The organism is Spirochaetae bacterium HGW-Spirochaetae-1, assembly GCA_002839375.1.
Classification (GTDB): Bacteria; Spirochaetota; UBA4802; order UBA4802; family UBA5550; genus PGXY01.
In genome coordinates this window covers 307,108-320,160 of record PGXY01000006.1, presented here as the reverse complement: position 1 = coordinate 320,160, position 13,053 = coordinate 307,108, and the positions used below count along the sequence as shown (strand labels likewise).

General features: G+C 44.9%; 8 protein-coding genes. 4 read left to right on the top strand and 4 right to left on the bottom strand.

Annotated elements, in window-relative coordinates; genetic code table 11:
* Window positions 1-291: 291 nt before the first annotated feature.
* Both CVV44_13585 and CVV44_13580 read left to right on the top strand, forming a co-directional pair.
* The gene (locus tag CVV44_13585; protein PKL38193.1) at window positions 292-1,158 is read left to right on the top strand and encodes a hypothetical protein; all 867 of its coding nucleotides are present in this window, start codon (window positions 292-294) and stop codon (window positions 1,156-1,158) included.
* A 2-nt stretch (window positions 1,159-1,160) separates the two neighbouring features.
* A complete protein-coding gene (locus CVV44_13580) occupies window positions 1,161-2,003 on the top strand; it encodes a hypothetical protein (protein PKL38192.1) in 843 nt (280 codons plus the stop codon).
* Between the two features lie 693 nt (window positions 2,004-2,696).
* On the opposite strand, the gene CVV44_13575 is transcribed toward CVV44_13580, so the two are convergent.
* Window positions 2,697-5,132 carry a hypothetical protein gene (locus CVV44_13575; GenBank protein ID PKL38191.1) on the bottom strand — a complete coding sequence of 812 codons (2,436 nt, stop codon included), beginning with the start codon at window positions 5,130-5,132 and terminating at the stop codon, window positions 2,697-2,699.
* A gap of 135 nt (window positions 5,133-5,267) precedes the next feature.
* Here CVV44_13575 and CVV44_13570 point away from each other — a divergent pair, with 135 nt between their 5' ends.
* Both CVV44_13570 and CVV44_13565 read left to right on the top strand, forming a co-directional pair.
* Window positions 5,268-7,814 carry a hypothetical protein gene (locus CVV44_13570; GenBank protein ID PKL38190.1) on the top strand — a complete coding sequence of 849 codons (2,547 nt, stop codon included), beginning with the start codon at window positions 5,268-5,270 and terminating at the stop codon, window positions 7,812-7,814.
* Window positions 7,807-8,388: a hypothetical protein gene (locus tag CVV44_13565; protein ID PKL38189.1), complete on the top strand. Its 582-nt coding sequence runs from the start codon at window positions 7,807-7,809 to the stop codon at window positions 8,386-8,388. The genes CVV44_13570 and CVV44_13565 overlap by 8 nt, the downstream gene beginning before the upstream one ends.
* 93 nt (window positions 8,389-8,481) lie before the next feature.
* Here the strand turns inward: CVV44_13565 and CVV44_13560 are convergent, their stop codons facing one another.
* The 3 genes from CVV44_13560 to CVV44_13550 form a co-directional block, all read right to left on the bottom strand.
* Complete coding sequence (locus tag CVV44_13560) at window positions 8,482-10,992, bottom strand: hypothetical protein (protein ID PKL38188.1); 2,511 nt, start codon at window positions 10,990-10,992, stop codon at window positions 8,482-8,484.
* A gap of 249 nt (window positions 10,993-11,241) precedes the next feature.
* Window positions 11,242-12,123 (bottom strand): MBL fold metallo-hydrolase, encoded by an 882-nt coding sequence (locus CVV44_13555; protein ID PKL38187.1) that lies wholly within the window; start codon window positions 12,121-12,123, stop codon window positions 11,242-11,244.
* Window positions 12,124-12,125: 2 nt separating this feature from the next.
* A complete protein-coding gene (locus tag CVV44_13550; protein ID PKL38186.1) occupies window positions 12,126-12,977 on the bottom strand; it encodes a phosphohydrolase in 852 nt (283 codons plus the stop codon).
* Window positions 12,978-13,053 lie beyond the last annotated feature (76 nt).

Below are 13,053 nucleotides of genomic sequence, written 5' to 3'. Positions count from 1 at the left end.
CGGTCCTGTTTGACTATTTGACTTGACGGTACCGTTCCGTATTGTATTATTGATTTATACTATGATAATTAATAGTATCGTTCTATACCGTCAAGTCAAATAATCTTTTTTTCTGATTTTTTTAGAAAAAAGTGAAGAAAATAATAGGGGCAAGGGCTTATCCAATATTTATGTTGCATAATTATTATCATGGCATAATTGTGATTTTTATATCACATTAATCGGAATACAGTAAAACAAGTGCTTACCGGGCATTTGCTTTATTTCATTTATCATATAGGTAAAAATCGAATGGAAATCGAAGACAGAATAACTATATCGGAACTGGCCCGAATTACCGGAATCCCTGCCTCGACCATCAGGTTTTACCTGCGGGAAGGCCTAATCACACCGCCGGTTAAACAAAGCAGGACGAGAGCTTACTATAATAACGATAATATTATGGAGCTGAAAAGGCTCAGAAAACTCCGCGATGAAGATGGCCTTTCCATTGAGGAAATAAGGAAGATTGCACGATATCCAGGCGCTGTAAAGGAAAAGGGCGTTACTAATGAATCATCCCAGCCTGACAGGAGGAGCGATATTCTTGATTCGGCGATAGAATTATTCCGGAGCAAGGGATACGATGCGATCAATATTAACGATATAGCCGAAAAGGCCGGAATCAGTAAGGGGACTTTTTATAAACACTTCCGTGATAAGGAGAACCTGTTTTATGAATGCGCCGATAAAGTGTTCCTTGATATCGACAGGGAGTTCAGGGAACTGCTGGACGAAAAAAATATAGTTAAACGTCTGGAGCTCCGCACTTCACTCTTCATAAGGACTCATCATTACATGATAGACATGTTGCATATTATGCGCGGCTCATCAACAGGAGCCAATTCCGAAAACAGTGTAAGACTCAACCGTATAATTGATAACCTGATAAATCCTATCGCCAGTGACCTCAAAGAAGGAATTAAACAGGGTATTTTCAGGGACATGGATACAACCATCGTTGCCCACCTTCTCATGGGAGCGGCCGAATATGGTATCTATTTCTGTGAAGGTAAAAACAACGAGGAGATCGACCAATTGGTAGAGAAAGGATTAAGGTTAATAATGCAGGGCGCTATACGTACTCCTTTAAACAGTGAAACAGTGGGACTTGTATAACAATGAATCCTACCAATTATTACAAAATTTCAGAGCTGTCACGGATTACGGAAACGCCCATTCCCACAATCCACTACTACCTGAAAGAAAGACTGCTTCCTCCAGCGTTGAAGACAGGAAAAACAACGGCCTACTATACCGATGAACATATTGCCCGTCTCCAGCTTATCAGAAAACTGCAAATCAAAGAACGAAAATCTCTCGCCTCCATTAAAGAGTGGTTGGATCGTGTACCCACTTCAGAGCCACACGTTGAAGAAACGTTAATCGTATCCAGTGAGAAGAGAAGCGCCATTGTCAAGACAGCCATCGAACTCTTCATCCGCAAAGGTCTGGGTGAGACCAGTATTGATGACATCGTTAACAACGCCAGGATAGGAAAAGGTACCTTTTATAAATTTTTCAAAGACAAGAATGACCTCTTCTTTCAGTGCGCCGACAGTGTGTTCTATGAGATGTACAGTCATGTTTGGAAAGAAATAAAAGATGAGCGCGACATGACCCGACGTCTTTTCAAGCGCGGTGCGGCATTCCTCGATTCATACCCCAGATGGGTCGACATGATGAACCTTGTGAGGCATGCATCTGTCGGGAGCGAACCTTTCTTTAAAACCAAATTCAAAGAAATCCTGGACCAGATAATGCGGCCCATAGCCCGTGACATTGAGGTCCTTCAGCACGAAGGCAAGATAGATGCTGATCTTGACTGCCTGGGCATGGCCTACCTGCTCATGGGAATGACTGAATATGGCGCCTGGCTCAGCCATAACTGTAATTACGATACTAAAGAGATAATAAAAACCTTACAGGATTTAATCAATAATGGACTGGTGAGAAAAAAATAGGATGGTCCCGTACCGCTTACCTGTTAAAATCACAACATTCACCAAACTATTATCTGATTGTTCTAAGGGATTCTCAGGATCTTGACTATTCTTAACAATTTTTATTTCATTTATCCTTTCAGAAGGGATGTGTTCAGGTTGGGGATCTCTTTTGGGGTTATTAGTAGCAATTCTTTTCTCTTTTTCCATTTTGCCGGTAAAGTATTAAGAATGTCCTTTAGTTTTATGGCCTCTTCTTTTTTAGTCAGCAGAAAATCGACGAGTTCCCTGGCTGTTTCAAGACGGCCTTTGTCTCGAGTTCATGATTGGGTGGTAACGGTTTTAATTTATAATCACTCATGTTTTTTTATACCTTCATTATCAGACCACAATGGGCTCTTCTCCCAATCGAAAGGGAATCCCATTGATCGTCGAGAAATATTCAATACCAACAGTACCCGGACTCTTTGTCCCTCGCTCAATCGGTATTCAATAATTGACGTTAGGCGCAGGTAGCAAAATGTAGCAAAACGAAATGAACAGCGTTGAACGGAAGTAAACGTAGATGAAAAAAGCAATTGACTTTTTCCCTTATAATAGTAACAGTAATATACAACAAGAAACGCCGGTAAACATGGATAGAACTTTTCCTGGCCAGCTTCCCAAGCTGAACGTCGCCGGTTCGACTCCGGTCACCCGCTCATAATTTTATCATCACAATATAAGCCGCACAACCGATCGAACTTTAAACTGCATCATTCTGCCGTAAAAAGCTATCCTGCCGCCGAAACCGACAGTCACCGTGGCAATAGTCATGCCCATGATAAATAGTGAAACCAGCAGGCCCCGTCCTGTCAGCTTGCCTACGACCAGGCGCCCGTAATGCTGGACAGGTGAAATAATGCCGGGGTTCAGAACTGAAAATTCCGCCGTGCTCTCGGGGCTCCAGTGATACTCCTTTCTGCCATTTACGACACGGTAATATTTCGCACGGACTCCCACATGGTATGTACCCGTGGCAAGACTGTCCACCGTCAAGATATTATTCTTCTGCAATACCCTGAGGGGCGGAGTTCCCTTTTTCCTGTCGATATACAGGGAGTACCCCAGCACCTGTTCCTGCCTGACATTCTTCATTTCTATTGGTGCCTTGAAAGCCTCTCCCGTCCAGGGTTTTCCCGTATCGAAAGGAAAGAGTATCCGCAATGAAGGCTCTTTGGTCCGGGAAGCCAGCCATCGCATATCCACGGGCTCCTTACGCTTGGTCCGGTCAAGAAGGTCTTCCGGGGTCAGGTTCTTCACATCACCCACCACTATATAATAATCGGCGATCCTGCTTCTCTGATTGGTTTTATCAATGGCGCCAAGGCTGAAAAAATATATCCCCGATTCCAGGCCGCTGAACTTTGCCTCAAAGTTGGTTGTAAAAGTCTCGGGCCTGGTGACGGAATCCTTAGAGAGACTGTAGACAAAACCTTTCAGCCTTTCTGTATCATCAATGGTCCACCGGAACACGGGTTCCCGGGAATCGACAGCCTTTCCCTGGGGATGCGTCGGTGAAAGTACAATGGGCATGGGCAGAGGATTGGAACTCACCTGTATTTTATAGTGAATGGTCCTGCTATAGTTGCCTGCCCCATCTACGGATCGTATATGGAAGTAGGTGATTCCATCTTCCAGTTCCGGCAGAATCATCCTTCTTGTTCCTGCATTAAGGTTCTGGATGGTTGGATTAAGATCTGCGGTTATGCCGCCGCGCATGGGTTTACTCACCATGGTTGCGTAACCCACAATTTCCGATTCATCAAAGGGGGGTACCCATTCAATCCTGGCCACGGAATTTCTTGACCATATACCTTCCGGATGGGTAACGGAATAAACCCTGGGAGGCGCGGCATATACATCGGTCAGCTTGGCGATTATCCTGTCAGCCGCCTCCCAGAATACGATGGCCTTATTTCCCGCTGTAACGGCAAAGGGATTTCGTGCCGCGGGCGGTTCCTGCGATATTTTTTCCTCGGCCGAAAGCTCCCGTGTACGGGTATTGTAAAGCCTGGTGAATATCTTTGATCTCCCTTCCCTGGTATCATACCATGCAATAAGAAGCTCATTGCTTCTGGACAGCGCCAGTTTCGGCGCGTAGCAGTTTGCCCTGGTATCCGAAATGGTTACCGGCCTGGCGCTCCAGTCAGCGCCCTTTTCCCTGCCGACAAGCAGTTTAATCGACCAGCTCTTTTCATCATTATTCTGATAAACGACATAGAGAGAATCATCCTTCATGAAAAGATCAGGCGCCTCACTATTAGCAGCGCTTGTGGTAATCAGTTCCATGGAGCTCCAACTCCTGCCGTAATTCGATGAACGGGTATAATAAAGATCATCGGTAAAATTCTTGCCCTTCCCCTGCCAGACCATGTAGATACCCGACCCGGAAAAGTGAATCGCCGGAAAGAATGCTCCCTTCATTTCCGGAGTCAGCTTGATAAGGGACTGCGTCGTTGTAAACTTTACCTCATCGGAGCTTTCCGCATGAAAAAGATTAAATGCCCCACCGGCAAAGGCATGATAAAAGAGATGCAGCATTCCCCTGTCATCGTAATAGACACGGGGAAGCATTTCCATTTCATAGCCGATAAAAATCTGCTGCGGCTGCGACCACTGCGCCCCCATATCGGCGGACTTCACATAAAAAATACGGTTCGTGGCTTCATCCACAATATGATTCTGCCAGGCGACGAATATGTGTCCGTTGCCTGAAATGGCTACCTTGGGATTATTGTCTATGATGGTATTTACTTCCGAAATAATTATCGGTTTGAGGTAATTCATGCCTCCATCAAATGAAACCGATACATATATGCCATGCTTTCCCTTGTCATCACCTTCATAGACGGCTATTACATAATTGCCCTGTGACGCAACGTTGACATTTTTCACCTTTATATTATAGGGTGAAACGTAATAGCTTTTTTCCCATCCCACCGGCTTCGTGGTCACATCGCCGGACTGGAAAAGAAGCAATGCGATGACGGCCATTACCAGAATGACCAGGGCCGACCACAGGCCTTCCCTGAAAAATGCCACCCTGAAACAAAGGTTTGCTATGTAGGAATATAGACTTTTCATTGTTATAGACTCTTTGAGACTCATTCAAAGGTAGCAACTGATGCTCCCTCATGTCAAGATAAAGTTACACTCAACAGATAATATCGGCACATTCACCAATAATTACAGATATATAAAAATTTAATTGCATTCCTGCATCATTCCCGATAATTATGTCTTATGGAAATAAGCGATATCATTCAAAGCGACAGGGACCGTCTTTTCATTGTTGATCCCGAATGTTATATTATTTTCACCGGTGATTCAACACTGGACGAACAGCCCTTCATCCGCATAGGAAACTGGCAGGACATGCCCGTGGAACTGATACCCCTGATTGAAAATATAATCATAACCGATGGCATACCAGGCAATCCCTCCCATGAGCAATTTAACATCGACGTACGAAACCTGGGTAAAAACAGATACATAGGCAGCGAGAACATAGTACGCCGTTTTCTTGATTATCAGAGAATTTTCGGCCTTGATCTGACCAATGCCATTATAGTTAACATAGAGAAAGATATTCCCGAACTGTCGCAGGAAAAAAACATTTCGGGTAAAAACCATTTTATCGGTGTTTTCTACCGCGATGGAAACTTTAAAACTGTTCACAATGAAAGTGCCATCATGGATCTGAAAGACGCGGAAAATCAAACCCTGACGGCAACGGCAATACAATCCAGGATGAGCGAGATCTTTCAGAAATGCGATCGCTACGATGGATCAGGAATGATAATTCTTCAGCATAATCCCCTGTTCTATCACCGGGGATACCTGACATCATATCTCTTCCCATCACGGTACCTGAAGGATTTCAGCAGGCTCGAAATCAATCCCCTGCGGATAAAAAACATAATTTTCCCTTCGGGGAATTATCTGAATCTAAGCCGTTTTTTAAAATGGAAGCATATCAACAAAGGGAATATAACCGTATTCAGCGACCACGAAGTGCAGTTCCAGCTCATTAAAGGCCTGTTCAGAAACTGCACCATGAACCGACAGAGTTTTCAGGGCCTGCAGTATAACTCCGGCGACGGCCTGACCGTCACCGGCTATGCTAACAGTTATAACGTACGCGTCTCCTACAAACAGGGTCCTTCCGATAACGATGTTGTAAACATCGCCTTTATCAAGGGAACTTCGGGAATCCAGAAAGTACTTAGTGACGACGTGGATGCTGTTTTTATAGAATATTCAGTCTTTGAAGAAACCAGCCTTCTTTTCAAATCAACGGTTATTCCCGTGGCTGTCATCAATGACCGGAACAGGAATATCGCACCGATATTGGCAAGTGGTATCACCCTTCTGCATCACGGTGTTCCCTATGAATTCAAGAAGATTAATTCCCTTGAAGAGATACTTGAGCGTTACAGCCCCATACCGGACCTGTCTCTTATGCTTACACCGGAGTCCGCCGAAAGCATCGAAGCCATCATGGAAAAACTGGGAGGGGGCCAATCCGGCGAAACAGAATACCAAAAAAGGCTATACAACCTTCGTGCCATTCTTAGGGCGATGCTCAATGCAACGGGAAACCGAAAACTCTTTCAGCAGATAAAATCACTCATTCAATCAATTGATTTTCACCTGAAGCAGGAACAGCTTTTCAACGATGATATACGAACCATGATTGATCTGGTTATTTTCGATAATTACATCTACACCTTCATTACAGAAACGCAGCCTTCGGGACCGCCGGTTTTTGTCGATGAGATAGAAACCGTTCATCGCTATCCCGCGGAATATGTATCAGCCCAGATTCCATCGAGCGAAAAAATAATAACAGACCGGATCCGTCTCATGAAACTGCTGGAATGTTACCGTGAAGCCAGGACAGCTCATGCCGGTTATTTCAATGATGAAGTGGAGAAGCTTACCAGGGCTATTGAGGATCGAAAAAATCGCTACGCTGAGGATCTTCACGAGGAGCCCGCCATAATCAATGGTAATGGCGTAATCCCGGCTGGGAAAATCACATCGCTGTCAGACCAATCGTATGCAGACCGTGACGCCGATGGAATAATCATAACTGCCGGGGAGACCGGTCTTCCACGTTTGATGAACGGGTTAAAACAGGGTTTCCATGCAGCCGTCGCAGCTTTTCAGACTATGCGCATGGAGGCTCCATGGAAACTGGCGGGTATTTCTTCTATCGTGCTGCTCGTCCTGGTTCTTTCAGTCATCCTTCTGTTAAACTACGGCGATACTGCCGATAAAAACATCAATGCTCCCGGAAAAAACGGTACTGCCTCACATACAGGAAAGGCCTTGTCTCCCGATAAAGCAGTCACGGGGCCGGTGACAAAAAGTACTGAAATACTTTCAGCGGAGCAGATAAGGACATATGATAAAATTCCCGTTAATTTTAAATCCGTTATAACCGACACCGATATTTACCGCTATGCGAACCGTGTCGCTGTCAGGAATGGCTATAATGAAATCGCCGTTGGAACCATACAGGGCAAAGATCCCCACTGGATATTCCCCTCCAATGTTTTTCTCCTTCTCGATGGCGAACAAATCATCGTCGTACAGGGCGACACTCTGTGGGATATCGCCCGTAGAAAACTCATGGAAACCGATATTCTCTTTTACCAGACCGTTACGGCGCTGCGTAAAGCCCGCGGCAAAGAACGGGATGAACTTCAGAAAAAGGCTGAAGGATACGCCTTTTCGCAAAAACACAGGATAATTCTGCAGGACCTGCTGAAAAAAAATGATTAATGGCAAATTACATTATTATACGGAGCCGGTGGAAATAGAGGTATATCTCAAAAAAATCGGCAAGGTCCGCACCATAATCAAAGATCTCAGCATCGAGCTCATCGATGTTGTGCCAATCAGCGAAAAGAGCAGGGAAATATTCGACTCCTTCAAAGAAAGCAACGAACCCATCGATCTCATGGAGGTGCAGAATAACTTCCCGGAACTCATTAAATTCATCTATGAATCTTACTATAAGAACATGGACCTTTTTGAAAAACTGAGCATGCACTTTAAATCGGGACTCACGGGAAGCAATGATTCCTGGAGGCTGGCCATATATTTTACGGAGCTTCTGCTGAAATATGAACCCACCGTTGCATCATCGCAGTACCTGGGCGACTTCCAGACCTACAACCTCAATTATCTCATCATAAAATTGAACGAGCTGGGAGAAAAATTTCTCCTGGAGGATTCCACTGTGGCATATCTCATAAAACGGCGAAACCTGGCCTACCGGGACAAGCCCAGGGACCGGCAATTCGAAAAGCTCGTGGAATTATGGGAATATAATATCAAGGAAAAATTCTATTAGCAATCGTCTGTTTGAGGGAAATTGCTGATGATGATCATCCTGTCCGCCCGGGTTTTCCGGACAGACAGGATGATTAGATGCGCGATAAGGCCTTTACCGGTACACGGCCTTTAATGAATTCCGTACAGAAGCTACCTCGCCGCTGTCAAGCCCCACAAAAATATCGTTCCCCTTGATCCCGGCTGATGTTTTCACTGATCTGTCGAAACGATGGGTCCACTGTATGCCGCCATTCTTCATGTTCAGGGCATAGATCTGGTTTCCACTCGTTATAAACAGAAATTCACCGTTCGTCGAGGGACTGGATTTCACCTTGCTTCCCGTTTCGAGTTTCCACATCATCTTGCCGCCATCCGCCGACAGGGCATAGAGGTTTCCGTCATTGGAACCGAAAAATACCATCCCACCACTGATAAGCGGTGTTGAAAAAATGGAATCACCAGATTTAAATTTCCATTTCTCATTGCCCTTGTCTGTATCGATTGCGTAGAACGAACCGCTATAGCAGCCGACAAACAGTGTTTTTCCTGATATCATCGGTGATGAGGAAACCATCCTGCTGTCTGTCTTAAACTTCCACTGAACGTTTCCTTTTTTCGCATCCATCGCATAGATATAATGGTCTTCAGCGCCTACGTAGAGTTTCCCATTGTTATAGGCTACGGACGAGTAAACACCGTTTTCCAGGTCGGTATGCCATAATTCTTTACCTGCGGTGCTGAATGCATAGACCCTGCCAAAACTCGTGGCAAGAAATATGGTATCCTTTTCAATAACGGGTTTTGAACCAAACAGCAGCGCGCCGAACATCTTATTCTTCCATGATATCTGACCGGTTGTTATCCGTATTGAATAAAAATCACCGTTATTTGCCACTACGTATGCATTCCCTTCATGGATAACGGGAGTGGACTCAATGCCCCGCTTCAGATTAGCCTTCCATATCCGAGCCCCTTCCCTGTTCATGGCGACGACACTTCCATCCCCGGCCACGACAAGAAGATAATTGCCGTAAGCGATGGGGTCCACCAGGACCTGGGATCCCACGTTCTGGCTCCAATTCAGGCGATCGAGAAGTTTTTCCTGTTCCAGTTCAACTTTTATTTCCTTCGATTCTCCTGTATTGAGTACAACCTCGGCCGTGTATTTTTTAAAGCCGCGCGACACAACCTGGATTTCGATTTTTTTCCCGGCTCCGGGCTGAACGGTTACACGGTCCTTACCGACAAATTTGGAATTAACATAAATACTGCTGTTACTCACGGGAGAAATAATCGTCAATTTTGCTTTTTCCATAAGCTGTACATCCAGGACCCTGTTTTCACCCTCCTTAAGGGTGACCTCGTCCTTATACGAACCAAATCCCGGCGCCATGACTTCAACAGTCAGAGACGCGCCCGGCATGGGTTTCAATACAGCCGTATCATATCCGATAAACTTTGAGTTCACATAAATGGAGCTTTTCTTTACCGGTGAATTTATAGTGAGCTGTGTTACGGCCCCTTCCTTTTTCTGCTCAACCAGTTTCTGTTCCCTGGCCTGGTCAATGGCCTTGTCCAGCTCCTTTACCTCTTCAACGTATCTGGTTTCTATCTTCTCCTGGATTTTTATCTGAACTACTTCTTCCTTTTCCTTCTTCATGATATCAAGGGAAGCCAGGGCAGTGGTGATATCCTTTTCCTGTTTTAGAAACTTTTTACTTTTTTCTTCTTTTTTGTCTTCAGGCGCCTTCTGATTATCAGCCACCTGGACTTCCTTCATTTCTTCTTTCTTCTCTGCAATTTTTTCTTTGGCCAGTTCCTCTTTTATCGTTTCAACGTGTTCGGCCACGATATCATTGATTACAATATTCTCCGCTTCAGCCTTTTTATTGTCGATAAAAGCCGAACTGTTGGCATCGATAACGATAGTCTCTTCATCGACTTTTTCCTTCAACATTGTCAGAGCCTCGGATTTTGCAATGACCTCATCATCAACCCTGTCAAGAGCGGGAACACGCCGACTCAATTCTACTTTACCGTCGACCACGGCTACTTTCATCTGCTCACCGGGCTGTGACTCAACAACAAACTTTGTTCCCCGGACAGCAGCAACAGCTGTTGGAGTCTTGATTCTAAAGCTATCCCCTTTCAGAAGCTTTTTAGGATTAACAATAGTCCGTCCCACCTTCAGCTCCAGTGAATTGTTTTCCGTACCACTGGCGTTTTTAATAATCTCCTCAATTACCAGGTGAGAGCTTTCCTTTACGGTTATAAAGGAATCGGTCCCAATGGCTATATTACACTGCGCCTTAGCACCGGTTTTAATTTCATTGCCCTGCACAAGCTTCATTTGCTGCTGGGCCGCGTTCCATATCTCTCCGGTTTTAACCTGGACATCGCCAATGGAAAAAACCAGTTTGGCGTCATTCATGAAGTCACTGGCAGCCTGGTCCTTTCCACCTCCCTTGCATCCTGTCAGCACCAAACCGACCAGGGCGAAAAAAAGCACAACAGTTTTACTATATTTCTTCATGGGCACCTCCACGTCTCGCATGAAATTTTTACAAAAAAAGCAAAGAGTACAAAAATATGATTTTTTCGGAATTTTGTGGCACACCTGCATAAATCCTCTTTAATATACTTAAATTAAATTTAAACGTCAACAAATAAGCCCGCCCGTATGGGCTGTTGCAAACCATAGTGCTTATCAACAATGTATCAACAATTGTTTATAAAAAATAACATCTCTGCTAATATTATTCCCGTCATATCACTTGATTTCAGATTCTTTATCATACCATATCTTTTTCAGGGCACCAGTATAATACTTATATCCTGCACCAATAGGGTAAAAAAATATCATCGGGCATAATTATATTTCAATTATTTCGCCTTCCCGGGCCCCATCTATCATCAGGGACAGACCCTTGGCTTTCATGCGCTGTCGGTAATGGGATATAATTTTATCCATATCATCATCGTTACGAAGGGGCTCGTGATGAAAAAAGAGTACCTTTTTCACCGTACCCTTTAATGCCAGGTTAACTACATGATGGGTTGTACTGTGCCCCCATCCTCTTTTAGCCTCATACTCCGAAGGGATATACTGGGAATCGGCTACAAGGAGATCACTGCCCCGCACAAAATCAATAACTGCCCGGTTCATTCCCTGTATGACCGATTCCACATCGGGATCACTGTCTTTGTAAATGTTATAATATGGCTCATTATCGGCCAGATATACGAATATCCTGCCCTCCTGTTCAACCCGGTACCCCAGACAGTTCACGGGATGATTCAGCTTCCGCGTCGATATGGTCACACCGCCCAGATTGAAGGTCTGTCCGTCTACGAGTTCAACGTACTTGATATTCGCCCGCAGTTCAGCCATCCGGATGGGGAAGTAAGTATACTGCATCTGCCCGTTTAGAATATCCTCCAGGGACAACTCGTGTGTCCGTGGACCATATATGGTAATATCATTGCCGGGAATAAAAAGCGCGGGGAAAAATGGCAGACCGTTAATATGATCCCAGTGAGGATGGGAGATAAAAAGGGATATCCTGTGAGGTTTTGACAGATCCAGGGAAAGCCCCAGATTTCTCAAGCCCGATCCGGCATCAAAAATGATGCGCTCGTCGCCGGCGGTAAAAAGCTCCAGGCAGGATGTATTTCCCCCGTAACGTACCGTATAGGGACCGGGAACAGGTATTGAACCGCGTACGCCCCAGATCTTTAATCTGAACCTGCTCATATTTACTGAAGAAATTTCCTCGCCTTCATTATTTCATCTTTGATCGAACCCAACGATTCAAAGAGTGTATTCTCTTCAAGATTCAACATGGTCCAGATTTCCTCCGGGATCGGCTCAATCAGGCCATGGACCATTCTACATATCTCCAGCTTATTGATGGAATAGTTGGCCAGCGATACCACCATGGAGTAGACCGCCGACTTCCCCTGCGTTACCGGAGCATGATGCTTTCCCACGGCATAGAGCAGATTATTTTCAAACTTCCAGTTTTTACCGATGGCGATTCCGATTTCCTCGTGGGTCAGTCCCAGTATTTTCTTTTCTATGATGGTTATGGGATATTTTTCATCCGACGCGACTTCCAGTATCTTTCTCATCTCGTCCTGGAACACATTGTTGATAAGGACCTTGCCTATATCGTGAATCAAACCCGCCACAAAATATTCTTCCCGCAGCTTGGCGTCAATACCGATGAGCCCGGCAATGACTTTCGATGCAGCGGCAACACCGAATGAATGCTTCCAGAATTCCTCACCATCCAGAACCGTGTTGGCTTTTACATTAACATTTCCCACAACAACGCTTGAAAGTGCCACATTTTTTATGGTATTTATCCCCAGAATGACCACAGCCTGCTTCAGGGATTTAATCTCCTGGGAAAAACCAAAATAGGCGCTATTGACCATTTTTATGACCTTTGCCGTGAGCACCGGGTCCATCTGGATTACTTCAGTAAGATGCTGGGCCGATGAAGTAACATCATTGGCAACCTGCACCACTTTATGTATAACCGGCGACAAGGGAGGCATTTTCTCAATGGAGGCTTTTACCGTGGCAATCAGGCTATCTTTCATCTAGGGGGCTCATTTACATTTAATTTCCAGACCGGGTCATCAGCGATAGCCCACCCAATACAGAATATCGAGGATT

Coding starts and splice junctions, on each gene's coding strand:
- CVV44_13575 (PKL38191.1), bottom strand. CDS start 5,132: ATGAGTCTCAAAGAGTCTATAACAATGAAAAGTCTATATTCCTACATA.
- CVV44_13550 (PKL38186.1), bottom strand. CDS start 12,977: ATGAAAGATAGCCTGATTGCCACGGTAAAAGCCTCCATTGAGAAAATG.
- CVV44_13565 (PKL38189.1), top strand. CDS start 7,807: ATGATTAATGGCAAATTACATTATTATACGGAGCCGGTGGAAATAGAG.
- CVV44_13585 (PKL38193.1), top strand. CDS start 292: ATGGAAATCGAAGACAGAATAACTATATCGGAACTGGCCCGAATTACC.
- CVV44_13555 (PKL38187.1), bottom strand. CDS start 12,123: ATGAGCAGGTTCAGATTAAAGATCTGGGGCGTACGCGGTTCAATACCT.
- CVV44_13560 (PKL38188.1), bottom strand. CDS start 10,992: ATGCAGGTGTGCCACAAAATTCCGAAAAAATCATATTTTTGTACTCTT.
- CVV44_13580 (PKL38192.1), top strand. CDS start 1,161: ATGAATCCTACCAATTATTACAAAATTTCAGAGCTGTCACGGATTACG.
- CVV44_13570 (PKL38190.1), top strand. CDS start 5,268: ATGGAAATAAGCGATATCATTCAAAGCGACAGGGACCGTCTTTTCATT.